General features: G+C 65.2%; 22 protein-coding genes and 1 tRNA gene. 9 read left to right on the top strand and 14 right to left on the bottom strand.

Features of this window, described 5'->3' with window-relative positions:
* Positions 1-153 precede the first annotated feature (153 nt).
* From ACOZ9V_RS06650 to ACOZ9V_RS06615, 8 genes are all read right to left on the bottom strand, one after another.
* Positions 154-1749, bottom strand: coding sequence for a molybdopterin-dependent oxidoreductase (locus ACOZ9V_RS06650; protein ID WP_434594576.1), 1596 nt, complete (start codon positions 1747-1749; stop codon positions 154-156).
* Between the two features lie 23 nt (positions 1750-1772).
* Positions 1773-2099, bottom strand: a complete 327-nt coding sequence (locus tag ACOZ9V_RS06645; protein ID WP_434594573.1) for a hypothetical protein — start codon at positions 2097-2099, stop codon at positions 1773-1775.
* A gap of 53 nt (positions 2100-2152) precedes the next feature.
* On the bottom strand, positions 2153-3670 hold the full coding sequence (locus ACOZ9V_RS06640) for an aldehyde dehydrogenase family protein (protein WP_434594570.1): 1518 nt from the start codon (positions 3668-3670) through the stop codon (positions 2153-2155).
* Positions 3667-4563 (bottom strand): dihydrodipicolinate synthase family protein, encoded by an 897-nt coding sequence (locus tag ACOZ9V_RS06635; protein ID WP_434594568.1) that lies wholly within the window; start codon positions 4561-4563, stop codon positions 3667-3669. The genes ACOZ9V_RS06640 and ACOZ9V_RS06635 overlap by 4 nt, the downstream gene beginning before the upstream one ends.
* A 217-nt stretch (positions 4564-4780) precedes the next feature.
* Complete coding sequence (locus ACOZ9V_RS06630) at positions 4781-5563, bottom strand: Bax inhibitor-1/YccA family protein (protein ID WP_434595364.1); 783 nt, start codon at positions 5561-5563, stop codon at positions 4781-4783.
* 217 nt (positions 5564-5780) lie between these two features.
* Positions 5781-7364: an AbgT family transporter gene (locus tag ACOZ9V_RS06625; RefSeq protein ID WP_259356557.1), complete on the bottom strand. Its 1584-nt coding sequence runs from the start codon at positions 7362-7364 to the stop codon at positions 5781-5783.
* Positions 7365-7653: 289 nt separating this feature from the next.
* The gene (locus ACOZ9V_RS06620) at positions 7654-8739 is read right to left on the bottom strand and encodes an inositol-3-phosphate synthase (RefSeq protein ID WP_101545123.1); all 1086 of its coding nucleotides are present in this window, start codon (positions 8737-8739) and stop codon (positions 7654-7656) included.
* Positions 8740-8891: 152 nt separating this feature from the next.
* Positions 8892-10484, bottom strand: coding sequence for a peptide chain release factor 3 (locus ACOZ9V_RS06615; protein WP_181270306.1), 1593 nt, complete (start codon positions 10482-10484; stop codon positions 8892-8894).
* A 161-nt stretch (positions 10485-10645) separates the two neighbouring features.
* Between ACOZ9V_RS06615 and ACOZ9V_RS06610 the strand changes: the two genes are divergently transcribed.
* The gene (locus tag ACOZ9V_RS06610) at positions 10646-11014 is read left to right on the top strand and encodes a hypothetical protein (RefSeq protein ID WP_434594563.1); all 369 of its coding nucleotides are present in this window, start codon (positions 10646-10648) and stop codon (positions 11012-11014) included.
* Positions 11015-11192: 178 nt separating this feature from the next.
* On the opposite strand, the gene hrpA is transcribed toward ACOZ9V_RS06610, so the two are convergent.
* The 3 genes from hrpA to ACOZ9V_RS06595 all read right to left on the bottom strand — a co-directional run bounded on the left by hrpA (position 11193) and on the right by ACOZ9V_RS06595 (position 17648).
* A complete protein-coding gene (hrpA, locus tag ACOZ9V_RS06605; protein ID WP_434594560.1) occupies positions 11193-15500 on the bottom strand; it encodes an ATP-dependent RNA helicase HrpA in 4308 nt (1435 codons plus the stop codon).
* A gap of 51 nt (positions 15501-15551) precedes the next feature.
* Positions 15552-16874: an Nramp family divalent metal transporter gene (locus ACOZ9V_RS06600; RefSeq protein WP_218973669.1), complete on the bottom strand. Its 1323-nt coding sequence runs from the start codon at positions 16872-16874 to the stop codon at positions 15552-15554.
* Positions 16875-17060: 186 nt separating this feature from the next.
* Positions 17061-17648 (bottom strand): DinB family protein, encoded by a 588-nt coding sequence (locus ACOZ9V_RS06595; RefSeq protein WP_420097526.1) that lies wholly within the window; start codon positions 17646-17648, stop codon positions 17061-17063.
* A gap of 51 nt (positions 17649-17699) precedes the next feature.
* Between ACOZ9V_RS06595 and ACOZ9V_RS06590 the strand changes: the two genes are divergently transcribed.
* The 5 genes from ACOZ9V_RS06590 (at position 17700) to ACOZ9V_RS06570 (ending at position 21238) form a co-directional block, all read left to right on the top strand.
* A complete protein-coding gene (locus ACOZ9V_RS06590; RefSeq protein ID WP_139469651.1) occupies positions 17700-18092 on the top strand; it encodes a YidH family protein in 393 nt (130 codons plus the stop codon).
* Entirely contained in the window at positions 18092-18439 is a 348-nt protein-coding gene (locus tag ACOZ9V_RS06585; RefSeq protein ID WP_139907387.1) for a DUF202 domain-containing protein, read from the top strand. The genes ACOZ9V_RS06590 and ACOZ9V_RS06585 overlap by 1 nt, the downstream gene beginning before the upstream one ends.
* 140 nt (positions 18440-18579) lie before the next feature.
* Positions 18580-18897, top strand: coding sequence for a hypothetical protein (locus ACOZ9V_RS06580; protein ID WP_229663872.1), 318 nt, complete (start codon positions 18580-18582; stop codon positions 18895-18897).
* Positions 18898-19058: 161 nt separating this feature from the next.
* The gene (locus tag ACOZ9V_RS06575) at positions 19059-19985 is read left to right on the top strand and encodes an AEC family transporter (protein ID WP_434594554.1); all 927 of its coding nucleotides are present in this window, start codon (positions 19059-19061) and stop codon (positions 19983-19985) included.
* A gap of 68 nt (positions 19986-20053) precedes the next feature.
* Positions 20054-21238 (top strand): TIGR01906 family membrane protein, encoded by a 1185-nt coding sequence (locus ACOZ9V_RS06570; RefSeq protein WP_434594551.1) that lies wholly within the window; start codon positions 20054-20056, stop codon positions 21236-21238.
* A 199-nt stretch (positions 21239-21437) separates the two neighbouring features.
* Here ACOZ9V_RS06570 and ppk2 read toward each other — a convergent pair whose 3' ends face one another.
* Positions 21438-22340 (bottom strand): polyphosphate kinase 2, encoded by a 903-nt coding sequence (gene ppk2, locus ACOZ9V_RS06565; RefSeq protein ID WP_139469655.1) that lies wholly within the window; start codon positions 22338-22340, stop codon positions 21438-21440.
* A 67-nt stretch (positions 22341-22407) separates the two neighbouring features.
* Positions 22408-23694, bottom strand: a complete 1287-nt coding sequence (locus ACOZ9V_RS06560; RefSeq protein ID WP_434594547.1) for an MFS transporter — start codon at positions 23692-23694, stop codon at positions 22408-22410.
* A 90-nt stretch (positions 23695-23784) separates the two neighbouring features.
* Between ACOZ9V_RS06560 and ACOZ9V_RS06555 the strand changes: the two genes are divergently transcribed.
* Both ACOZ9V_RS06555 and ACOZ9V_RS06550 read left to right on the top strand, forming a co-directional pair.
* Positions 23785-23861 (top strand) — tRNA-Leu (locus tag ACOZ9V_RS06555).
* Between the two features lie 65 nt (positions 23862-23926).
* Positions 23927-24370 carry a hypothetical protein gene (locus ACOZ9V_RS06550; RefSeq protein ID WP_434594544.1) on the top strand — a complete coding sequence of 148 codons (444 nt, stop codon included), beginning with the start codon at positions 23927-23929 and terminating at the stop codon, positions 24368-24370.
* A 124-nt stretch (positions 24371-24494) separates the two neighbouring features.
* Here the strand turns inward: ACOZ9V_RS06550 and ACOZ9V_RS06545 are convergent, their stop codons facing one another.
* Complete coding sequence (locus ACOZ9V_RS06545) at positions 24495-24890, bottom strand: winged helix-turn-helix transcriptional regulator (protein WP_434595361.1); 396 nt, start codon at positions 24888-24890, stop codon at positions 24495-24497.
* 118 nt (positions 24891-25008) lie between these two features.
* Here ACOZ9V_RS06545 and ACOZ9V_RS06540 point away from each other — a divergent pair, with 118 nt between their 5' ends.
* A complete protein-coding gene (locus ACOZ9V_RS06540) occupies positions 25009-25614 on the top strand; it encodes an NAD(P)-dependent oxidoreductase (RefSeq protein WP_139469658.1) in 606 nt (201 codons plus the stop codon).
* Positions 25615-25679 lie beyond the last annotated feature (65 nt).

The raw sequence follows: 25679 nt of genomic DNA, 5'->3' as shown, positions 1-25679 counted from the left end.
TTGTGATGCGGGAATACAGATGATGTGAGTGAGATTACAAGTTATCGCGAGAAGCCTGAGACTGCCGCGCCAAGTTCGCATCGTGGGAACGCGGGGCACGACTGTCTGACCGACCTGTCGGTCCGATGCGCATGTCCGTTCCGCAGCGCGGGCTCACTCCACGGTGAACTGGCGCTCGTGGAGTCCCGTCGCGGCACCCGGAATGGAGGGCCGGCGTTCCGAGGTCTGCACGTTTCCGTCCTGATCGACCGCGCGCACGCTGACCGTGTGCGTGCCGGTGCTCAGTCCCGTGTGCTCGCACCGCCACTGGCGCCAGGTGTCGGCGGTGAGTTCCTCGCTGAGTTCCGCTTCCGCCCAGTCGCCGTTGTCGATGCGCACCTGCACCTTCTCGATGCCTGTGTGCTGTGCCCAGGCCATGCCCGCGGTGACGACCCGGTCGCCGCTTTTGGGCGTGACAGTGGCACCGGGGCGGGGCACATCGATGCGCGAAGCCACCAACACGGGTCCGTGTGTGGCCCAGCCGCGCGTCGTCCAATAGGCCTCTTTGTCCGCGAACCGGGTGACTTCGAGATCGGTCACCCATTTCGTGGCCGAGACGTACCCGTAGAGTCCGGGGACGACCAGGCGTGCCGGGTATCCGTGATCGCGTGGCAGAGCATGACCGTTCATGGCTACGGCCAGCAGCGCCGCCCGATCGTCGGTGAGCACTTCGAGCGGGGTGGAGGCGGTGAATCCGTCATCGGAGCCCGAGAGCACCATGTCCGCGCCGGAGTGCGGTTTCGCTCGTGCCAGCAGGTCCCGGATCGGATAGCCCAGCCATTTCGCATTGCCCACCAGCTCGCCGCCGACCTCGTTCGAGACGCACGCCAGGGTCACATAGTGCTCCTGGAGCGGGAGGTCGAGGAGTTCGGCCATCGTGATCGTGTACTCGTGCTCGACCATGCCGTGGACGCGCAGCATCCACGTTCCTGCGTCGATCGACGGCGGGAAGAGCGCTGTGTCGATGCGGTAGAAATCCTGGGTCTCGGTGACCAGCGGGGTCAGTCCGGGAACGTCGAGTTCCGCTCCGGTGGGAATCTCCGGCACCGAGACGGCCGGCCGTGGGAGGACGAGCTTCGTCACCGTGCCTGCCGCACTGCGGGCCAGTGTGGCCGCGGACTGCCCGGCCGCGATGGCGGCGATGCCGACCGCGCTCAGTCCCGCGGCCAACCCGAAGAAGGCCCGTCGACCCGGCCTGGCCGGAGTTCGATGCTGCTTGTCGGCTCCTGCATCCTCGGTATCGGCGCGAGCTTCAGTGCTTCCACCGGTGCGAGCCGGAACTGTCGCGAGGTGAAGGAGGACGAGGAAGGCTGCGGCCCCGGCGGCGATTCCGCCGAGACTCGGCAGGGTGGCCACAAGCCCGGCACCGGAGCTGAAGCCGACGACGGCAGGCAGCAGGCCGAAACCGATGAGCAGGACGAGCGCCAGACCGCGACGGCGAGCGCCGATCCACCCGATGGTCGCACCGCACCCCGCCCCTCCTGCCACGATGGTGATGACGAGGGCGAGTTTGTCGTGAGTGCCGAAGACCGCGATCGCGGACTTGATGAGCACGGTCGGCATCAGCGGGATGAGTGCCTGGCCGATGAGCAGAGCAGGAGCCGACGCCACGTCCAGGCTGCGGGCGATGAGTTCGGCCGTGCCGAAATAGATGAGTGTCGCAACGACCCCGGCGAGCACAGAGGGCCACGTGCGCTGAGTGCTCCCCACCAGGCCCTCCTTCTCCCTCATGCTCAGGCCAGGTTTCGACGCAGGCGCACGGCCGCCTCGGTGAGGGCACTGATGCGGTTCTCGCGAGCGGGTTCGGGCAGTGCCTGAGCAGAACGCAGTCCGTGTTCGAGGAGCACGACGACCTGGTCGGCGAGGGTCTGATCTCCGAGTTCGGAGACCGGCCGGGCCTCGGAGCCGATCCATGAGAACTCGGCCAGGGCTTCACGGATGACTGCACGTCTGCTCGGCGCCGGTGGGGCCGCCTCGTCGAGTTGGGCAGTGGTCAGGGAGATGATACGGATGCGCAGTCGGCGCACCTCGGTCTCGAGTTCCGCCGCTGCCGTGGTCATGGACTCATGATAGTCCTCGTCGATGGGAACAGCGGCGGAACCTCAGACGATGATCAGGTGTCGGCCACCCAGACGGTCATGGTCTCCTGATAGGTGTCCAGGGCTTCCGGGCCGTTGTCGCGGCCCCAGAATCCGGACTGTCGCAGTCCGCCGAACGGCGTGGCTTCGGTGCCTTCGCTGTAGCCGTTGATCGCGAGGGTGCCCACGCGGATCCGGCTCGCCCACCACCGCACTTGGGCGATATCCTCGCACCACACGCTCGACGCCAGCTCATAGGGTTCGCCGTTGATGAGGTCCACAGCGTCGTCGCGATTGGTGCGTCGCAGCAGCTGGGTCACGGGGCCGAAGATCTCTCCACGGCCGAGTTCGCTGGCATCGGGCACGCCTTCGATGACGGTCGGCGGATACCAGGTGCCGATGTCGGGGACGTCGGCACGGGTGTTGAGGATCCGCGCTCCCTTCTCCACGGCTTCGTCGACCCAGGCGGTGATGCGATCGCGGGCGCGAGCATTGATCACCGGGCCGACGTCCGTATCGGCGTCGAACGGATCGCCGACGGTGAGTGCCTCGGTCGTGGTGATGAGTGCGGTGCGGAACTCGGCGAACCTCTCGTCATCGTCGCCGACGTAGATCACCCGAGAGGCGGCGGTGCAGTTCTGGCCGCTGGTGCCGAAGGACGCACCGGCGATGTCGGCGGCGATCGCCTCGAAATCCGTGGCGTGTGCGGAGTCGACGATATAACCGGCCCGTCCGCCGAGTTCGAGGGACACCTTCTTGAGGTTCGAACGGGCCGAGGACTCGAGGAAGGACCTGCCGACGGGTCCCGAACCGGTGAAGGTGAGCACGTCGATGTCGTTGTGCAGACCCATCGCGGCGCCGATCGCTGAGCCGGTGCCGGTGAGGACGTTGAGAATGCCGTCGGGCACCCCTGCCTCGGTGGCGAGCCTGGCGAGGTGGAGGGCGCTGAGCGTCGAATCCTCAGAGGTCTTGACGACCATCGCATTGCCGGCGGCCAGCGCCGGGGCGATCTTCCAGCCGAGCATGGCCACGGGATAGTTCCACGGCAGGATCGCTCCGACGACCCCGCTGGGCACCTTCGTCACCCAGCCCCAACCGTCAGGATTCTGCAGGTAGCGTCCGTCGTCGCGCGAGATGAGGTCGGCGCTCAGTCTGAGGTTCGCGGCGACATCGGGGACGTCTTCCTCGACGCCGCCGAGGGCGACCTTTCCGGCTTCGATGCCGTCGAGGTAGGCGATCTCTGCGGCATCGGCTTCGACGAGGTCGGCGAGGCGACGCAGCACCCGCGCCCGCAGCTTCGCGTCTCCTGCCCAGTCGGCCTCGTTGAAGGCGGTGCGCGCTGTGGAGACGGTGTCATCGAGCTGCTGAACGCTGGCCGCGGACAGGCTTCCGATCACTGTTCCGTCGCTCGGTGAGATGAGACCGATCTCGTCGCCGGTGCCGGTGACGGCGCGGCCGCCGATCCACTGTCCGAAATTGCCGTCGATGATGGCCCGAAGCGTGGTTCGACCGCGGTCGACGAGGGTGCTGTCAGTTGAAGACGTAGGACTCATGCTGCGTGTTTCCTCTCCAGTTCGGCGATCGCGTCGAGCAGCGATGCCAATGAGTCGGGACCGGCTGTCGGCAGGGGTGGACGCACCGGTCCCTGTTCGTGACCGGTTCGGCCGAGCGCCTGTTTGATGAGTGAGATGAAGGCGGAGTCACCCTCGATGAGTCCGAGGGCATGCCCGAGGCTTCTCCATAGGTCGACGGCGCCGGCCCAATCACCGCTGTCGGCCAGCTCCCACAGTCTCTGGCAGTGATCGGGCAGCAGCCACGCCGAGGCCGCCACCCAGCCGCTGGCGCCCTGGGCGAAGCCCTCGAGGGCGATTCCGTCGGCCCCGACGAAGATCTCGGTGTCCTCGCCGAGGCGGTCGCGCAGCTCCCGGATCCTTGTGGCTTCGCCGGAGGTCTCTTTGACGCTCCAGAGTCGGCCGGTTTGCTGGAGCGCGGCGAGGTGGTCCGGGAGCAGGTCGGTGCCGGTGGAGTGGGGATTGTTGTAGACCATGACCGGCAGTTCGGACGCGGTCAGCACCGGGTGCAAGGCGGCGATGACGGCGTCTGGTTCGAGTCCGCCGTAGAAGGGAGGGGTGACCATGACGGCGTCGGCGCCCCAGCCGGCGGCATCCGAGATCTGGGCCGACATCTGCGCCGGAGTGTAGGCCATACAGCCGATGACCACGTGCGCCCGACCGTCGACGGCGGAGACGATGGTCTTGATCTGTGCTTCCCGCTCGGCGGCGCTGAGTGCCAGCGCCTCCCCCGTGGCGCCGAGGCCGAGAAGCCCGGTCACTCCTGAGGCGAGCACCTCCTCGATACGACCGCCCAGGGCGTCGAGGTTCTGGTCTCCGTCGTCGGTATAGGGGGTCGTCGGAACGGCGAACACACCGCGCATCGGATTCGTCATCGAATCGTCCTCTCAGGCCATGAGGTCTTTGGTCCGCCTTGCAACGATGGAGACGGTCCGCCGACGCTTCTCGTCGGTATCTCAGACGATAGGCAGAAAAGTGATCACAAGCAATGGGCAGCTCGCAACGGACGGTGAAGGGCGGACCCCCTTCTTGGGGATCCGCCCTTCGTTCAGCGTTCGGCCGCGACCCACAGTTGTGGGGCGGTCACGTCTCTCAGTCTCTGAAGTAGGAGATGAGGCGCAGGATTTCGACGTAGAGCCAGATGAGGGTGACCATGAGCGAGAACGCGCACACCCAGGAGTACTTCTCCGGGATCTTGTGCTTGACGCCCTCTTCGATCATCTGGAAGTCCATGATCAGTGTCATCGCAGCGAGCACTGTGGCGACGAGGCCGATGACGATGCCCAGCGGAATTCCGAAGATCTCCATGCTGCGGACCCCTCCGGTTCCGAAGGCCAGTCCGAAGACGAGGTTGACGATCGAGAAGATCGCGTAGCCGCCGACGGCGATCACCATGAACTTCATCATCTTCGAGCCGTAGCGCACGCCCTTGAACTTGAAGAGGGCGAGCATGATCGCGAAGACGCTGAGAGTGGCGAGCACGGCCTGGACGACGATGCCGGAGTACATGGACTCGAAGATCGCGGAGATGCCGCCGAGGAACACACCCTCGAACGCGGCATAGCTGATGATCAGGGCCTTGTTCGGTTCCTTCTTGAAGGCGTTGACGAGGCCGAGGACGAGGCCGATGAGCATCGCCGGGAGGGCGAGGACAGGCACGAGCCAGCCGACGACGGCACCGGCGAGGAGGATGGCGAAGAGCACACCGGTCTTCATCATCACATCGTCATAGGTCATCGCACGGTCGGCGACCTGGGGCCCGGCGTTGCGGTTCTCCGCGGCAGGCTGGTTGAAGAGGTTGTTGAGCTCCTGATCGGACATGACCGGCTGATTGCGTCCAGCCTGGGCGCCCTGGTTGATAGCCCGGTTCATCATGGGGTTACTCACGGTCGAGATCCTTTCGATCTGAGTAGAATATGCGCAGCCGGCAGGCTACACAGATGATCGTTCACGGTCACAGTCTAACCGGACGGTCTGGACGGGAACTGAGGATTCCCGCCTGCAGCGTCCGTCGTTGCACGATCGTGATGCTGTGGTGGACAACACCCGATCATGCGCGAGAATTCCCGGATCGGCCCATCGGGTGACCGACTCAGCCCATCTGATAGTGAGTGGCCGCACCCGGTCCCCACGGAATTCCGGTGGCCCACCAGATGAAGAACAGCAGTCCCCACAGGATGAACATGGCGAAGGACAGTGGGATCGTGAAGGAGAGCACCGTGCCGATGCCGGCATCCTTCTTGTATCGCTGGATGAAGCCGAGGACGACGACGAAGTACGGGCTCATCGGGGAGATGATGTTCGTCGTCGAGTCACCGATGCGGTAGAGAGCCTGTGTGGTCTCCGGGGAGATCGACAGCAGCATGAACATCGGGACGAGCACCGGTGCCATGAGCGTCCACAGTCCCGAGCCGGAGGTGAGGAACAGTGCACCCACTGCGACGAGCAGCCATCCACCGAGGAGGATGACGAACGGTCCGGTGTTGAGCGCCCCGAAGACCTCGGCACCCTTGATCGCCATGATCTCGCCGAGGTTGGACATCTTGAACAGCGCGAGGAACTGGCTGGCGGCGAAGAACAGGACGATGACCGGTACGAACGGCAGCAGCCCCTTGCCCATCATCTCCGGGATATCGGCGGTGTGCTTGATCGATCCGGTGGCGTAGCCGTAGACAATGCCGACGATGAAGAAGCCGAAGCCGATGATCGCGGCGATTCCGGCCATCAGACCCGAATCGGGACCGAAGCCTCCGGCTTCATCGCGGAGGAATGACCCGGCGGGCCAGGCGAGGGCGAACAGCACCGCCGCGCAGATGACGATGGCGACAACGGCGATGATGATTCCGCGCTTCTCGTTGGCGTCGAGGGCCATTTTGACGTCGAAGTTGTCAGGATCGTCGTCGGTCTCCTCGTCGAGTTCGATCTGGTCGGCTCGCTTGGACAGAACCAGCTCGGTCACCAGGGTCACCGCGGCAGCGACGACGAACATGGAGATGAAGTTGAAGTAGAAGTTCGCGACCGGGCTGACGGAGTAGTCGGCGTCGATGATCTGGGCGGCCGAGGTGGACAGGCCGCCGAGGATCGTGTCGAGCGAGTTGACCATCGGAGCCGCCGAATAGCCTCCCGAGGTCGCGGCATAGGCGACGAGGCAGCCGAGCAGCGGATTGCGGCCGACGGCTTTGAACGCGAGTCCGCCGAGGGGAATCATGATCATGTAGGACGCGTCCGAGGCGATCGATGAGGCGGTTCCGGCCAGGGCCACGATGAACGTGATCCACTTCGGCGAGGCTCCGGCGATGGTTCCGCGCAGCATCGCCGGGATGAGTCCGGACTGCTCGGCCACGGCTACGCCGATGAGCACGATGAGGACGAGTCCCAAAGGCGGGAAGGTGACGAAGTTGTTCGTGGCTCCCGCGACGATCTCACGCAGCGACTCGGTGGAGAAGAGATTCGTCACCGTCACTTTCTCGTCCGTTGCCGGGTTGACGGCGTTGAGCCCGGTGGACGCGAAGATCGCCGAGAGGATCATGACGATGACTGCCAGCGAGAGGAACAGCCAGAACGGGTGAGGCAGCTTGTTGCCGGCCTTCTCGATGATGACGAGGACCCGCATCAGCCAGCTCAGCTCGGAGCTGTCTTTCCTCGTCTCTGCGGTCGCAGGTGTGGTGCTCGACATCGGTTCTCCTCGGTCAGGGCGGCGCAGTCGAATGCGTTGAGCCAGGTGCAGCTCATGTGAGAGCGATCACCTCAAGGTGCAAGTCTCATGGACAATCGGCGTTGTGTCACGGGAATCTCAAATACCGGATGCACATTCGCTCCGCACCTCGCCGAGGCGGTCGTGCGGTTCCGTTCACATCGACGTCGATGAATAGACCGGGGCGCCGACCGCAGGTATCTGCGATCGGCGCCCTCTCAGCCGGCAGGCGACTCAGCACCTCAGATAAGGGTGGGCCGCCTCGGCGATATCAGCGCTCGAGGTCGCCGCGGATGAACGCTTCGACGGCTTCGTGGGCGGCGTCGTCGTCCTGCTGCTCCGGGGGCGACTTCATGAAGTACGAGGAGGCGGAGATGAGGGCTCCGCCGATTCCGCGGTCGAGGCCGATCTTCGCCGCACGTACGGCGTCGATGATGACGCCGGCGGAGTTCGGCGAGTCCCACACCTCGAGCTTGTATTCCAGGGACACGGGGGCGTCGCCGAAGTTGCGGCCTTCGAGGCGGACGAAGGCCCACTTGCGGTCGTCGAGCCATTCGACGTAGTCACTGGGTCCGATGTGGACGTCGCGGTCGGACAGCTGGGCGGAGGTGTTCGAGGTCACGGCCTGAGTCTTCGAGATCTTCTTCGATTCGAGGCGCTGCCGCTCGAGCATGTTCTTGAAGTCCATGTTGCCGCCGACGTTGAGCTGGTAGGTCCGGTCGAGGACGACGCCGCGGTCTTCGAACAGCTTCGCCATCACACGGTGGGTGATGGTCGCACCGATCTGGGACTTGATGTCGTCGCCGACGATCGGGACACCGGCGGCACGGAACTTCTCGTCCCATTCCTTGGTGCCGGCGATGAACACGGGCAGGGCGTTGACGAAGGCGACCTTCGCGTCGATCGCAGCCTGAGCATAGAACTCGACGGCCTTCTGCGAACCGACGGGCAGATAGCACACGAGCACATCCGCCTCGGCGTCCTTGAGAGCCTTGACCACGTCGACGGCCTCGCGATCGGATTCGACGATCGTGTCGCGGTAGTACTCGCCGAGCCCGTCGAGGGTGGGTCCGCGCAGGACCTCGATGCCGGTCGGCTCCACATCGGCGAGCTTGATGGTGTTGTTCTCGCTGGCAGTGATCGCCTCGGCGATGTCGACGCCGACCTTCTTGCCGTCGACGTCGAAGGCGGCAACGAAATCGATGTCACCGACGTGATAGTCCCCGAACTCCACGTGCATAAGGCCGGGAACCTTCGTCCCGGGCGACGCGTTCCGGTAGTACTCCACGCCTTGGATCAGGGACGAGGCGCAGTTGCCCAGTCCGGCAATCGCGACTCGAATCGATTTCGTTCCCACAATTCTCCTTTGTCTGTTTGGGTTTCACCGAGCGGCGGGAATGTCCCACGCGGGCGGTTCGCCCTGCGGGGCTTCGCTTCGGCCCCAACTATCCATAATAATCTCCGCGTCAAAATGCCGGACACCGGCATCCGATCGCGGCAGAGCTCGTCTCAGCTGACGACCAGAGGTTCGAGGACCAGGTCGGGGTGGTTCTTCTGCACGCCCTGCAGCCGCCACCGGTCGGAGAACAGCGCCAGCAGCTCTCCGTCGGAGCGGTGGAGGACCTCGACCGAGCGTTCCCGGGCCAGGGTCGGCACGCATTCGGGAGTGGTGCGTCGGGCGAGGGAGAAGTTGAGGCGCTCCAGGGTGCAGGGAGCGTTGAATTCGTTGGTCATCCGGTCTTCGGCGACTTCGAACTGCATGGGTCCGACGGCGCCGAGCACGGGTGCCTGATCACCGCGCAGATCCGAGCGCAGCACCTGGATGACGCCTTCGTGGTCGAGCTGTTCGATGCCGCGTCGGAACTGTTTGTACTTCGAGGAGTCCTTGGCGCGGATGACCATGAAGTGTTCGGGTGAGAACGTCGGGATGCCGGGGAACTCGACCTTTTTGTCGAGGTAGAGGGAGTCACCGACGCGCAGGGCGGAGGCGTTGACCAATCCGACGACATCTCCCGGGAACGCTTCGTCGACGACATCGCGGTCGCGACCGAAGACCTGCTGAGCGTATTTCGTGGCGAAGGGCTTGCCGGTGCTGGCGTGAGTGAGCACGGTTCCGCGTTCGAAGACTCCCGAACAGACTCGGATGTAGGCGAGTCGGTCGCGATGGTGGGAGTCCATTCCGGCCTGTACCTTGAAGACGAATCCGGAGAAGGGATCGTCGACGGGGCGGGGCTGGTCGTCCTTGTCCAGGCGGGCCTCGGCGGGCGGGGCGAGGTCGACGAGGAGGTCGAGGAGTTTGTGGATGCCGAAGTTGAGCACGGCCGAGGCGAACATCACCGGGGTCGACTTGCCGGCGAGGAAGGTCTCCTGGTCGTGGTTCTGGTCTTCCATCTCCAGCAGATCGGACTCGTCGACAGCGGTCGTCCACGCATCGCCTTCGAGGTCAGCGGCCGCTTCGGACGTGTAGGTGTCCTCACCGGCGATCGTGGCGCCTCCGTCGGTGCGGGTGTATTTCGTGTACTCGCCACTGGTGCGGTCGAGGACTCCGCGGAAGTCTCCGGACTGGCCGACGGGCCAGGTGATCGGGGTGGGCAGTAGGCCGGTGCGCTGCTGAACCTCGTCCATGAGTTCGAGCGCGTCGAGGCCGGGACGGTCCCACTTGTTGACGACCGTGATGATCGGGATGTTGCGATGGGCACAGACTTCGAAGAGCTTCATCGTCTGCGCCTCGAGGCCTTTGGCGGCATCGATGAGCATGACGGCGCAGTCGACGGCGGAGAGCACACGGTAGGTGTCCTCGGAGAAGTCGGCGTGGCCAGGGGTGTCGACGAGGTTGAACACGGCGTCGCGGTACTCGAACTGCAGGGCGGCGGAGGAGATCGAGATTCCGCGGTCCTGCTCCATCTGCATCCAGTCGGAGACGGTGGCGCGGCGACCGGCCTTGCCGTGGGTGGCTCCGGCCTGGCCGATGGCGCGAGCGTGGAGGGCGAGCGCCTCGGTGGTCGTCGATTTGCCCGCGTCGGGGTGGGAGATGACAGCGAACGTGCGGCGGCGGGACGCCTCGTGTCGGATGTCCTTGACGGAATACTGGCCAGAAGTCACCGCAATATCCTATCGTTCTTCGCGCCCTTCCGGCGTGTCCGTTCAGTCACAGTGTGGGGCCAGCTTGTGCCGGGCGTCCGGCGCCCGGAACCGTATGTGCGAGGAGGCCCGTGGGCGTTGTATCCAGCGTCCTGTCGGAATCGGCCCATATGCTGGGGGCGATGTCTGAGGAATTCGTCGAATACGCCGGCCGTTCGGAGCCGAAGGAACGCTGGCTCAAAGCCTTGCCGCTCATCGTCGCGGGGGTCCTGGGTGTCCCGCTGCTGTGCGCGGCGATCTGGTTCTCCTGGCAGATAGCGCAGACGACGAAGTACCTCTTCGATCTCGGCACCTCCGGCAGCGAGGCGGCCGGGATGGTGCTGCTCAGCCTGTCCGGGGCCTTCTGCCTCATCTTCTATCTCGCGTTCCTCTTCATCGGCACTCGCCGTCGCACGTGGAAGTGGCGCATCTGGTGGAGTGTCGCCACCCTTCTTGCCGCCGGAGCTCTGCCGTTGTGGTGGCTCTGCAGCGGCTTCTTCGCCGACGTCTGACCCTCACCCGCTGCCGAGACGGCCGCTGACCCACACAGGTCCTCGCAATTCCTACGTTTGGCGGCAACACCTCCCGCTGGCGACTTCTCCTACAGGTACTCGCGCGTCACTCACTCTTCGTGACACAACGCCCCTCTGCAACCAGGTGTTGTGCCGCTGCCGGTGAGGGATGCTCGGGTCAGAGCTGGGCGAGAGCCTTCGCGATGCGCTTCTCCGACACCGGATGTGCCGTGCCCAGCGAATTCGCGAACAGCGACACCCGCAGCTCTTCGAGCATCACAACGACTTCGACCCATTCGGCAGGCAGCGACACGATCAGCTGCGGCCACTCGGCCTTCGCCAGTGCCGGGAATCGATTGCCGATCTTCTTGACCACATCGCTGCTGCAGCCGGTGACTCGATCCATGAGCTGCTTGTCACGGATCGGCGAGTCCTGCATTCCGCCGATGCGCACCACTTCGGCCTGCACCCAGCGGGGCAGCTCGCGCAGCATCTGCGGAGTCATCGCCGCAATGGCGGCTGCGGTCGTCCGGGAGGCTCGCCACGCCTGCACATCGGCGAGGTTGGACAGGATCGCCAACGAGGATGCCTTCGAAACGAGTTTGTAGAGCTCGGTCGCCGCCTGCAGAGCCTTCATCAGATGCGGCAGCAGCGATGAACAGGTCAGCGGCAGCTCGGCGTCGACGTCCTTGCGCAGCTGCGCGAACTCATCGGCGTTGGCCACCCATGACGTCTCGGCCGGCCCCAACCGTTCGACGACGAGACCGCGGATCCCGACTCGAATCAGCCCGCCCAGGAGCTCGTCGGCGGTCTTCTGATGACCGGCGAGGATGAGCTTCTCCTGAGTGGTCAGCCCGTCCTGCAGGTACTTCAGCGCATCAGACGTGTGCTGGCCCAGCAGGGTGATGATCGCTTCTCGCGTGGCCAAGCGTGCCTGCGCTGCTGTGTCGAAGGCGACGAGGTCGACCGAGCTCGCACGGTCCGCGAGCCCCGGAACGACACCGACTGCGGCCTGATCGGGATCGGCCAGCTCACCGAACGACCAGTCCGTCAGGCCGGTCTTCGGGGTGAACGCGCTCTGCTTCTGGCGGGCCTTGCGCACCTGGGGTGTGGCTTTCGTTCTCAGAGCAGACAGATCCTCGCCGAGACCGACGGTCTTCTTCCCATCGACGACCCGAAAGGTCAGCCGCAGATGGGCGGGGATCCGCGATCGGTCGAAATCGTCGGCGGTGACCGTGATCGGCACGAGGTCGTTCAGCCCTCCCCCGCCGGCGCGTTCACTCAAGTACGCGGCGAGCACCTCCGGCAGGCTTCCCTGGTATGGGGTGAGCGCCGGCAGAATCTCGCGGGCGACGTCGGGAGCGGGAACGAAGTAGCGGCGTTTGCTCTTCGGCAATGACCGGATATAGGCGGCGACGAGTTCTTCGCGCAGGCCGGGGACCTGCCAGCTGAATTCGTCCGCGTCGACCGCGGGCACCGCCTCGGCGGGGATCTCCACGGTCACCCCGTCCTCGGTGCTGCCGGGGTCGAAGGAATAGCGCAGCTTCGCCCGCGTACCGTCGGTCAGTTCCCATTCCATCGGGAAATCCGAGGCCACCGAGGCGGTCAGCTCCTCACTGTCGTCGCTGAGCAGCACCGAGGTGGTGAGGTCGAGCAGGTGCGCGTCCCGTCGCTTCTGCTTCTTCCACCACCCCCGGAAATCCGCCGCCGAGGTGATCCCCTCCGGAATCCGTTCGTCGAAGAATTCGTAGAGGGCATCGTCCTGGTCGAGCACGCGACGGTTCCGTGTCCGCGAAGCCAGTTCCTCGGCCTCGTCGATGACGGCCGCGTTGTGTTCGAGGAAGCCGAAGCGTTCGTGCCAGTCGCCTTCGATGAGACCCTTGCGGATGAACGCGTCCCGGGCGGCCTCGGCGTCGATGGTGCCGTAGCCGACGCGACGGTCGCTGACAAGAGTGACCCCGTAGAGGGAGATCTTCTCGTACACCATCGATGCGCCGGCCTTCGTCGACCAGTGCGGATCCGAATGTTGGCGGGTGACCAGGTCACCGGCGGCTCCGACGACCCAGTCCGGGTCGATCGCGGCCACGGTGCGAGCCCACAGGCGGGAGGTCTCGACGAGTTCGGCAGCCATGACGAAGTCGGGGTTGACCTTGAAGAGTCCGGATCCGGGGAAGATCGCGAATCGGGTGCCGCGAGCTCCCTGATAGTCCTTGTGCCGCTCCGACCGTGAGCCGATCATCGTCAGCAGACCGGTGAGCAGGGACCGGTGGATGGCGGCGGCATGCGGGTCGAGTTTGGCAGCCGCCACCTGCTTCCCGGTGTCCCCGGCCGGACCGGTCGCGCCCTGCTTCTTCGCGCTGCGTTTGGCGGCGCTGAGCTCGGCGAATCCGATCTTGCCGTTCGCACCTCGTCCGCCCTGAGCGCTTCCTTCGCCCCGACCGCCACGGGTGCCCTGACCGCCAGGAGCATTCTGCCCCTCACGACCACGACCACTGCGACCGCCTTGTCCACGGTCGGAGCCGTCACCGGGCCCGGCAGCATTCGTCTTGCCCCCGTCGCCATCGAGAGCGGATCCGGCCGTGTCGGCATCGTCGCCCGGCTGCCAGACGGATCTCTCGATGCGAATGCCGGCCGAGCCGAGCAGAGAGCGCAGCTGACCGACGAGGTCCTGCCATTCGCGGATGCGCACGAAGTTGAGGAACTCGTCCTTGCAGCGGCGCCGGAACTTCGAGGATCCCATGTCCGCCTGCAGACTCTGCAGGTAGTTCCAGAGGTTGAGGTAGGACAGGAAGTCACTGCCTCGGTGGGTGAATCGGGCGTGCTTCTCATCGGCGGCGGCTCGGACCTCGGCCGGACGTTCCCGGGGGTCCTGGATGGACAGCGCGGCGACGATGACGGTGACCTCTCCCCCGCAGCCGGCCTCCGCCCCGGCGATGACCATCCGAGCCAGGCGGGGGTCGATCGGCAGCACGGTGAGTTTCCGACCGATCTCGGTGACGTGGATCTTCCCTGCCGAGTCGCTGGTCAGCGCCCCGAGTTCGGTGAGCATCGTCCGTCCGTCATGGACGGCCCTGGCCTCTGGCGGGGTGAGGAACGGGAAGTCGAGGATCTCCTGATCGCTTGCGGCGAATCCCAGTGAGGCCATCTGCAGGATGACGCTGGCGAGGTTCGTGCGCAGGATCTCCGGATCGGTGAATTCGGGACGCGAGTCGAAGTCGTCTTCCGAGTACAGGCGGATGCAGATGCCGTCACTGGTGCGTCCGGAGCGGCCTTTGCGCTGGTTCGCACTGGCTTGGGAGATCCGCTCGATCGGCAGTCGCTGCACCCGTGTGCGGTTGGAGTAGCGGGAGATGCGGGCGGTGCCGACGTCGATGACGTATTTGATTCCGGGCACCGTCAGCGAGGTCTCGGCGACGTTCGTGGCCAGGACGATGCGAGGTCGTGAATGGGGTTGGAAGACCTTCTGCTGCTCCCCCGCCGAGAGTCGGGCGAACAGCGGCACGACCTCCCAGCTGCTCATCCGCGGACGTCTGCGCAGGTGGTCACTCAAGGCGTCGGCGGTGTCGCGGATCTCCCGTTCGCCGGAGAGGAAGACGAGGATGTCGCCGGGTGCCTCGGCTGCGAGTTCATCGACGGCGGCGATGATTCCGTCGGTCTGCTCCTCGACTCCGGTTTCGTAGTTCCCGGATTCGCCGGGTCCGTCGACATCGTCATCGGCAGGATCGTCCCCGAGTGGCCGGTACCGGACCTCGACGGGGAAGGTGCGGCCTTCGACGGAGATGATCGGAGCGTCGGCGAAGTGAGCGGAGAATGATTCGGGGTCGATCGTCGCCGAAGTGATGATGACCTTGAGGTCGGGACGTCGGTCGAGCACTTCCTTGAGATAGCCGAGGAGGAAGTCGATGTTGAGGCTGCGTTCGTGCGCCTCGTCGATGATGATGACTTCATAGTCGCGCAGCAGTTTGTCGCGTGAGAGTTCGGACAGCAGAATGCCGTCGGTCATCACCTTCACCCGGGTGGAATCGGCGACCTGCGCGGTGAACCGCACCTGGTAGCCGATGGTGCTGCCGAGCTCCTCGTCGAGTTCGTCGGCGATGCGCTCGGCCACAGTCCGGGCGGCGATGCGCCGAGGCTGGGTGTGGCCGATGAGTCCGTCGACCCCGAGGCCGAGGTCGAGGCAGATCTTCGGCAGCTGGGTGGTCTTTCCCGATCCCGTCTCGCCGGCGATGATGACGACCTGGTTGTCCCGGATCGCCTCGGCGATCTCGTCCTTCGCCGCGGTGACCGGCAGATCCTCGGGGTAGGTGACGGTGACCGGATGGGCAGCGCGGGCGTCCTTGAGCCGGGCTCGGCGCTGCTGATGGTGCGCTGCCGTGGTTCTGCGTCGCTGCTGCGAACGCCCACGTCCGTTCTTCCCGCGCCGAGGCGGCCGTCCTGGATTCGTGTTCGCTGGGGTGGTCGACGGGGTCGGGTTCTCTTCTGCCATTGCGTCTCCCAGCTTAGCGGCAATGCCCAGACTCGGCCCCGCCCAGGCGGGTTACTCCCCGCCGCCCCAGAGTGGGGCGAGCGCCGAGTAGAGCTGCTGGATGCCGAGGATGATGAACAGCAGTGCTGTGATCGCCAGAGCGATGTTCGTGTGCAGCTTGTTGGCCCATTCCTTGGGGATCTTCTTGCCGTTGAGGAGGCCGAGCAGAGTGACTGCGAGGAACGGCATGAACAGCGAGCCGAGGACGCCGTAGGCGAGGATGAGTCCGATCGGTTTGCCGAGGATGAACAGCAGCATCGGCGGGAACGTCAGCCACAGCACATAGAACTTGAAGTACTTGCCGCCGGTCAGGGTGTCGGGATGTCCGCCCGGCTTCTTGCGCATATGGCCCCAGAAGTCGGCGAACATCAGGGACACTCCGTTCCAGACTCCGATGATCGAGGAGAAGGAAGCGGCCCAGAATCCGACGAGGAAGCCTATGCCCACGACCTCGCCGTAACGGGCTTTGAGGACGTCGGCGAGGTCGAGCAGTCCCTTGTCCTCGGCAGAGATCGAGACTCCCGCGGCACGGACGACCTCGGCACCGACGATGAGCATAGCGATGACGAAGATGCCGGTCATCACGTAGGCCATCGAGTTGTCGATGCGCATCACCCGCATCCACTTCGGAGTGTGCCAGCCCTTCTCGCGCAGCCAGTAGCCGTAGGCGGCCAGGGTGATGGTGCCGCCGACTCCTCCGGCGAGCGCGAGCGTGTAGATCACTCCGCCCTCGGGGATGATGGGGATCAGCCCGGTGAGCATATCGGGAATGTTCGGCGCGGCGATGATCGCCAGCCCCACGACGGTGATGAACATGATCCCGACGAGAACGGCGGTGATCTTCTCGAACACGCCGTAGCGGCCGAACCACACCATGACGAAGCCGGCCAGGCCCATGAGCACCGACCACACTGTGAGGTTGAGGCCGGGGAAGAGCGCGGCCAGCGGCAGCGCCGCCGAACTCATCGCCGTGGCTCCGTAGACGAAGCCCCAGATGATGATGTACGGCCCGAAGTACCACGTAGTCCAGCGGCCGAGCGATCGCCACCCCTCGAAGATCGTCTTTCCGGTCGCGAGGCTGAACCTGCCGGCTCCTTCGACGAGGACGATCTTGAGGATGACGCCGACGATCACTGCCCACAGCAGTCCGTAGCCGAACTGGCTGCCGGCCACCAGGGTCGCCACCATATCCGCGGCACCGACGCCGGTGGCCGCGACGACGAGGCCGGGACCGATGACCTTCCATTTGGCCGGGCCGGAGGCCTCTTCGATTCCGGAAACGGTCTCTGCGTCGCCCCCGTAGCCGGGGCCGGAACCGTTCGACTGCTCACTCATGGAGTTTTTCGCTTTCATCTTCGGCCGCGCACAGACTCACCGAGCGGTCGGGGATCCTCCATCGGGTTCTCCCGCATTTCGGCGGCGCAGCGGTCTCAGCATGTCCACAGTCATGATAGGTGACAACGGCGCTGTCGTGTCATCGGTCACCATCCCTCGCGACGGTCGGCCCCGTCCCGCCGCGCCTCAGAAACGGTCGGCGATGGTTCGCAGACGTTCGAGATACGTGTCGTGGTCGAAGTCCTCCGGCAGGTTCGGAGCTGCCTCGGAGAGTCCGGCGGCGCCGTCGATGCCTTCCCGGACAATGTCGATCTGGCCCACATGCCGGGTGAGGTCGACGAGGACGTGAACCATGATCTGTCCCAAGGTGGTCTCGTCGCGGCCCGTGGGCCAATGCGGCACCCGTCCCGGCGAATCCAGGCTGAGCGAGTCGATGGTCTCGTCGGCGAAGTCTGAGACGCGAGTGTAGAAGTCGAGCAGATACGCGGTCGTCTCGGACTCGGTCGCGCACCAGTCGGCCTGCGGATCGAGGTCGATGTCCGCGTCGCTGACGACCTCTTCCCGGTTCGGCCAGGTTCGGCCGAAAGTGTCGCCGAAGTAGACGATCTCGACCTGTGCCATGTGTTTGAGTGCGCCGAGGAGGTTGAATCCGGTCGGGGTGCGCGGCCACCTCAGGGACCTCTCATCGAGTCCGGACAGCTTCCATCGCAGGTTCGTCCGACCCCGGCGCAGGGACTCCTGCAGGAAGGACTTCATCGTCTCGTCGTCGCTCATGAGCATAGGCTTCCACACCATCTCTGCGCCGTCTACGGTTATCCTCGAAGGGTGAGTGAGAACAATTCGTCGCAGGACTCCCGCAGCCGCATCGCCCGACGGGTCTTCCCCGACGGAGTCGACCCCGATCCTCGCTTCACCCTGGCCAACGAGCGGACCTTCCTGTCCTGGATCCGCACCGCGTTGGCGTTCATCGGCGGCGGAATCGCCGTCGAGGCCTTCACCTCGGAGATCTTCGGCACCGGTCTGCGGGCGACCCTGTCGATCGTGCTCATGGTCATCGGCTTCATCCTCGCCGCCGGTGCCGCCGTCCGCTGGCATCGCATCGAATCGGCGATGCGTCGCAAGACCTCGCTGCCGCTGCCGCTCATCATCCCCATCGTCAGCCTCGCCTCGGCGCTGGGAGCCGGTCTCCTCGTCCTGGTGTTCGCCGGCCTACTGTGATGCCGACCCGCTCACCGCGACCGCAGCCGCATGACGATCCGGCTCTGCAGCCGGAACGGACCGTCCAATCATGGCTGCGCACGAGTCTGACGATGACGGTCGTCAGCCTCATCTTCATGCGCTTCATCCACGTCTTCCAAGGCTGGTCGGTGGCGCTCTTCGTCGTGTGCATGGGCATGGCCATCGTCGCCATCGCCATGCAGGTCAGACGCTACCGGCTAGGTTCGGTCTCGATTCGGGCCGAACGCGGTCGGCCGTCGCCGTGGGCGGTCATCTTCCTCACCACCTCGGTGTGCCTCATTTCGGTGCTGAGCATCGCCTCGGTCATCAAGATCAGCCTGCTCTGAGGCTCTCCAGCCGCTCAACCTCCCGGACCTCCTGACCGGTTCCGCCTGCGCTCCCGATCGACACCGCGCACGCCCACCGCGCATGCCGCGTTATGAGACCGCCGTCCGGTCCGCTGACCTGCACGCCTAAACTGGTGCGTATGAAGGATGCACGCGAAGTCTCCACCGCCCCACTCGTCGCCGTCGGCCTCATCGGCGGCTTCCTCACCGCCCGCGAGACCGGAATCCGCCCCCTCGGTGGAGTCGTCCTCGCCGCGGCAGGTGCCTACGCCGCCCGCTCCTGGTATGTGAAGAAGGGCTGGCCCGCCGCCACCGGACTGAGCTTGGCCTACCTCGGCGGGTTCGGCGCCTCCCATCCCCTGGCGAAGAAGATCGGCGCATGGCCGGCCGTGTTCGCCGTCAGTGCGGTCAGCGCCGCAGCCTCCTATGTCGTCTCCGATATCGCCGAGGCGGACTGACCCCACCGCCGAGGAGGCCCGACCTCCGCACCCCGCCGCGGATTCCGCCCGGCGACGATCCCGACCGTCCCGAACTGATACCCGCTCTACGGGACTGACACCAGCCGCACCAGACTGACCGCGGCACTCCCAGACGCAGGAAGCGAGGAGCCGAGCAGCCCATGCTGGCCGTATTCGAAGGTTTCGCCGTCATCGCCGGAGTCATTCTGGTCGGGTTCGTCCTCGGCCGCTCCGGCGTTCTCGGTCCGCACGGTCAGCAGGTCATCGCGAAGCTCGTCTTCTACGCCGGCACCCCGACGCTGCTCTATGTCACAGTCTCCGAGACCGACCTCGGGCTGATCTTCAACACCGCGCTCTTCGCCACCGGCGGCTCGGCGCTCATCGTCGGTGCCGCTCTCTTCGTCCTCACTAAGTGGATCAGAAAGCGCAGCACCGGAGAGGCGATGTTCTCCGCGTGGGCGACCAGCTACGTCAACATCGGCAATCTCGGCATTCCGATCGCCGCCTATGTCCTCCGCGACATCGGCTATGTCGCCCCGGTCCTGCTCTTCCAGCTGCTCGTCCTCGCCCCCATCGGCATGGCCGTGCTCGACGGAGCGGGCAAGAAGCAGCATGATTCGCACTGGTACTCCGCGATCCTCCAAGTCCTCAAGAACCCCATCGTCCTCGGTGCTGCAGCCGGTGTGGCCGCATCGGCGACGAGCTTCGAGCTGCCGCGCTTCGTCTTCGAGCCCATCGACATGATCGGCGCCACCGCGGTCCCGGGTGCCCTGTTGGCGTTCGGCATCTCGCTTAAGGACGGGTGGGGAATCCCCGTCAAGGGCAGCCGCGCACAGCTGAGCTACATCACCGGCGCCAAACTCATCGCTCAGCCGGTCATCGCCTGGGCCATCGGCGGCCCTCTGCTCGGCTACGACGGGGTCGACCTCTTCGCCATCGTCGTCACCTCCGCGCTGCCGACCGCGCAGAACGTATACATCTACTCGATGCAGTACCGACAATCCGAGGCGCTCATGCGCGATGCCGTCTTCATCACCACCGTGCTCTCCGTTCCGGCTCTCGTCATCATCGCCGCCCTCCTCGGCTGACTCCGCGAAATCGGCCGCCGTGGCGTGTCCTCCCGGGCTAGGACCCTGTGGTCACTGACAATGGGGATGTGTCCAGAGACGAGAAGAACGAGACCGAAGACCTCCTGAGCAGGCGGATGAGTTCAGGGTCTGCCAATGCTGCCGATAAGCAGTCGCAGGCCCCTCTGGAGGCGGCCAATGATCCCTCGACCGACACCGAGGCGTTCGATCCGATCACGGATCCCATCGCCGAGGATGCCCCCAAGCATTCCGCGGATGCGAAGCCCTCGACGGGCCCGGTGAGGGTGACTCCCGCCCACTCGACGAATCCGGCCTCTCAGCCCGCGAGCACGCGTACCGCCGATCACACCGCCGCGCAGAAGTCCGCCGGCACGGATTCGGCCGCCGTTGCATCGACAGCCGGGGCATCATCCTCGACCGATACCGGGACCACACGCGAGGTGCCGCAGAATGCGCGCACCGCAGTGATGAGCGAAGCCGATTGGGCCGCCGTGTCGAAGGCGGCGACGTCGACCGATGCCCGCGATCCCGAGGTGCCCGAACGACGTCGGTCCGTGCTCGATGTCATCGGCACGATCTGGATCATGCTCGCCACCCCCTTCGTCCTGTTGGCTCTGGCAGTGCGCTTCGTCGCCTCGGGGATCTTCCTCAAGTTCGAGTACTTCCGGCCCGGCTTCCCGGCCGATCGGTTCGGCTTCAGTGCCGCCGACCGTGAGCACTACGGGACCTATGTCATCGACTACCTGCACAACTTCGATTCCCGGCGCTACCTCGCCGATATCGTCATGCCCAACGGAGAGCCGATCTTCATCTCCGACGAGCTCAGCCATATGGCTGACGTCAAGGGTCTGATCTCGCTGCTCTACCTCGTGGCTCTCGTCGGCATCATCGGATCTGTGCTGTTCGGCATCTACATGTGCCGCAAGAACGGATCGGGCATCCATGCAGGCGTGCGTCTGGGGTCGATCTTCAGCATCATCTTCATGGCCGCTGTCGCCGTTGTCGCCGTCCTCGGCTGGGACAGCTTCTTCCGCGGGTTCCACAAGGTGTTCTTCGCCGATGGGACCTGGGAGTTCTACGCCGATGATTCGCTCATCCGCCTCTTCCCGCCTCAGTTCTGGGTCGATGCGGGCATCGCCGGCGGCGGGCTCTTCGTGCTCCTGGCGATCATCCTCTTCCTGCTCAGCTTCACCGGGCACAAGAAGCGCCGGGCGCTGCGCAAGGCACGAAAGGACGCCGCCGCAGAGATCTGATTCGGTTTCGCCGCAGTCCGGAGCATCGGCCTCCGGCGGCACAGCGGCGCGTCATTGCACAGCGGGTTCGAGTCCCGCTCCACGGTTCCGGCCGGGTGGTCTTTCCCCTTCCACCCGGCCGAATTTCTGTCCGAAATCATCCGCGTATGAGACCAACGATCTCCGATCCCCCGCCTCGGTGACGGTGGACGACTGCTGACTAGTCGTCGACGGCGTCGCGGCCGCGGCGGACGAGCAACGGGTCGGCTTCGTAGACGACCGAGGGGTCTTTGTCCTCATAGTCGAACTGGTTGAGGAAGTAGCGCATCGCGTTGAGGCGGGCGCGTTTCTTGTCGTTGCTCTTGATCGTGATCCACGGAGCGTGGTCGGTGTCCGTGCGGCGGAACGTCTCTTCCTTCGCCTCCGTGTAGTCGTCCCAGCGGTCGAGGGACTCGAGATCCATCGGTGAGAGCTTCCACCGCCGCACCGGGTCGATCTGACGGATCGCAAACCGGGTCCGCTGCTCTCTCTGGGTCACGGAGAACCAGAACTTCGTGACGTGGACTCCGGAGTCGATGAGCATCTTCTCGAACACCGGAGCCTGTTCCATGAAGGTCTCGTATTCGTCGTCGGTGCAGAATCCCATGACCCTCTCGACGTTGCCCCGGTTGTACCAGGAGCGGTCGAACATGACGATCTCCCCGCTCGTGGGCAGGTGGGAGATGTAGCGCTGGAAGTACCACTGTCCGGCTTCGCGGTCGGAGGGTTTGTTGAGTGCGACGACGCGGGCGGCACGCGGGTTGAGGTGTTCGGTGAAGCGTTTGATCGTTCCGCCCTTGCCGGCAGCGTCACGACCTTCGAAGACGATGACGTGTTTGGCGCCCGTGTCCTGACCCCAGTACTGGAATTTCAGCAGTTCGACCTGCAGTCTGTACTTCTCGAGTTCGTACTCTTCGCGGTCCATCTGTTCGTCGTACGGGTATCCTTCCCGCCACGTTTCGACGGCCCGGCCCATGGGGTCGATGAGGTGCGGATCCGTGGTCTGACTGTCCTCGACGGTGTACCCTTCGAGGCGGAGTTTGTCGATGTACTCCCGCAGATTCTCTTGGAACAGATTGTTCACGAGATCCTTCCCTTTCGCTGTCGACACCGGGGTGTGCCTCGTGCACGATAATGTGCCGAGATGAATATCAGGTTATGCGATCGACGTCGCGTCGCGGGATGATTCCGACGCTCAACAGTGGGGCGATGGCGATGAGTCCGAAGGACAGCGGATAGCCGAACGCCGTCACCAGAGCACCGAATCCGGGGCCGAGCAGGGCCGACATGACGAACTGTCCCGTATTCTGGGCTCCCAGCGCTTTGCCCGACCAGCGCGGTCCGGCGGCTTCGGCGACCGAGGCGAAGGCCAGTCCGTTGTCGGCCACGGAGACGGCTGAGGCGAGGATGAAGACGACTGCGGCGACGGCGGGCAGCTCCGTGAGCGACAGGATGGCGATGGCCACGACGACGATCACGGCAGCGACGGCGACGATGCGCATGAGGCCGACGCGGGATCCCGTGCGATCGGAGAGCGCGCCGACGACCATGCGACCGACTGCTCCGACGATCTGCGCGATCGCGACGATCGCTCCGGCGGCGCCCGCGCCGATCCCCTGGACGACGATGAGCCAGACGAGTCCGTAGGTGGAGAACGCGAACTGCGGGACGACGAGGAGCGCGGAGACCGCGTGGATGCGCCACAGGAAGGAATCGCTGCGGTAGGGATTGATCGTCGAGGCGGCGCTGGGCTTCCCCTCCCCCACCGAGTCGGTGCCCGGTTCGTTCCGTCCGTGGCGTTCCGCCTCCGGTAGGGTGTCGCGGTCGGGGTCGGCCACCTCGGCGCGGGTGGGGGTCGGGGTCGGTGGGTTGCGGATGAGGGCGAAGCAGATGAGGGCGAGGACGCCGGTCACGGCGGCGACGAACCAGAGGTAGGCGGGGAATCCGCCGGCCGCGGCGATCGGTGGGATGGTCACAGCGGCCACGCTCGTGCCCAGGGGTTGGGACATCTGGCGAATGCCCATGGCCAGTCCTCGGCGGTGGCGGGGGAACCAGCCCATGACGACGCGGCCGGATGCAGAGTTGACCGAGGCGGCCGCGGCACCGGAGGCGGCGATGACAATGACCATCCAGATCGGCGAGTCGACGACGAGCACGGCGGCGGCCGAGAAGGCAGCCGTCAGTCCGATGCCCAATGTCATCGCCAGACGTTCGCCGAATCGGTCGGCGAATGCGCCCCAGGCGATGAGGGTGAGGATGAGTCCGAAGCTCGGTGCGGCCGCGACGGTGCCGGCCTGGGTGAGTGTGAACCCGAGGTCGGAGTGCATATAGGGGATGAGGAAGGCGGGTCCGGCGATCGCGATGGTCGCCGCCATCTGCGTGAGGACGCCGACGACGAGGATCACCCAGGCCTGCCGGGTGGGTCCGTTCGTCGTCATCGTTCAAGGTTAGCCGTGTGCCCGGATCGCCCGCGGAATGTCTCAGATCGCGGTGGCCGGGCTTTGCCGATAAAGTGTGTTCTGAGCATTCCCCCTATAGCCCAATCGGCAGAGGCAGTCGACTTAAAATCGATTCAGTGTGGGTTCGAGTCCCACTGGGGGGACCATTCTTCGTCGTCGTCGAGTACCGACCGAGATCGCCGAATCGCGTCGAGTGCGGCATGATCATCCTATGCCGTTCCTTCTTCTCAGCCCAGGTCAGGCACCGTTGCCGATCGCCTCCGTCGACGATGATCTCGCCCGCAGCCAGCACGGTCCCGCCGTTATCATTACCGCCACCGAGGCGGCCTCCCCCACCGCGACAGACGACTCCACCGCAGCCGATTTCCCTCCGCTGGGTCGCCCGGTCGCCTTCCGTGAAGCTGGAGGCGACTGGACGGGGATCGGCTTCGAGGCAGCCGATCATTGGGTGCAGATGGGTTCGGACCTGCGCAGCCGCCTCGTCGAGGATCATCTTGCGACGCTCAACGTCGCCGAGTTCAAACAGGCGACGAACGGCGGCAGCGCCTCGATCATCACGAACAACTGGGTCTACTCCGGTTCACCTCGGGTCTATCGCGTCGCCGGAGAGCTGCGTGATTTCGTCACCGTGCTCGGACAGCTCTCCCGCGGCTGATCCCTATTGCTGCTCCTCCGCAGTACGAGTGTGACAGCATCCGCCACACTCGACTGGTCGACATGCGACCCATCGTCTCTGCCGAAACGCCCGCACCAGCCGCCGGTTGACCGTTAGGCTCCGGTCACCGGAACGCTCGCAATCCCGCGGACGCATGTGCCTCGTCATGGCGGTCCCGGTTCTCGACGATCTCCGCGACGTTGGCCTCCGCCCACTTCCGAAGCGCGGCCACAGGATCCTGCAGCGATCGCCCGAGATCGGTGAGCGAGTATTCCACCCGCGGTGGCACCTCGCCGAAGACCGCGCGCTCGATGAGGCCATCGGCGACAAGCGATCGCAGGGTCGAGGTCAGCACCTTCGGGGTGATCCCGCCGATGGCCAGCCGGATCTCGTTGAAACGCTTCGGACCGGAATCGAGAATGTCGACGATAAGCACCGTCCACTTGTCTCCGACGCGATCGAGAACCACTCGGGTCGGACATTCAGGGTCGAAGGCATCGCCTTCCCAGCGAACTTTCATACTCATAGCCCAATAGTATCCTTGAGGTACTCGATATCCAAAAGATACCTTAGGAGAGTCAGACTACGACATCCACCGTGCACCGCAGTCGCGCCGCACGAAGAACGAAGGGACTCTTATGAAGATCGCACTCTTTGGAGCATCGGGAATGATCGGCTCTCGCGTCGTCGCCGAGGCGGCCTCTCGCGGGATCGAGGTCACCGCCATCACCCGCTCCGGCACCGAGGTGGCCGGAGCGACCCGCTCAGTCGCCGGCGACATGGCCGATGCGGAGCTCGGAGCACGCATGGCCGCCGATCACGATGTCATCGTCTCCACCACCGGACCCAGCCGCACGGGCGGGGACCACCAGGAATGGCTCGAAGCTCTGTCGGCCCTGGCGAAGGCCAGCGGCGATACGCGACTGTTCGTCGTCGGCGGTGCCGGTTCCCTGTTCGCCGGGGACACGATGCTCAAGGACACCGAGGGCTTTCCTCCCGCGTACAAGGCTGAGGCAGAGACCGGCACGAAGGCCCTCGAGCTTCTTCGTGCCGCGAACCCGTCCCCGTGGACGCTCATCTCCCCCGCCCCGGAGATCGCTCCGGGTGAGCGCACCGGTTCCTACAATGTCGAGCTCGAGGTGCCCGCGGGCGACTCGATCTCGGCCGAGGACTTCGCCGTAGCCATGGTCGATGAGATCGCCGAGCCTGCGCACATCGACGCCCGCTTCACCGTGGCGAACTGAGCAGGACGCACTCGCAGCAGGGCCTGCAGATATGACTGACGCCGGGGATGCATCTGCATCCCCGG

This window comes from Brevibacterium sp. 1718, assembly GCF_051131255.1.
GTDB lineage: Bacteria > Actinomycetota > Actinomycetes > Actinomycetales > Brevibacteriaceae > Brevibacterium > Brevibacterium sediminis.
This window is presented reverse-complemented; position numbering and strand designations above follow the sequence as displayed.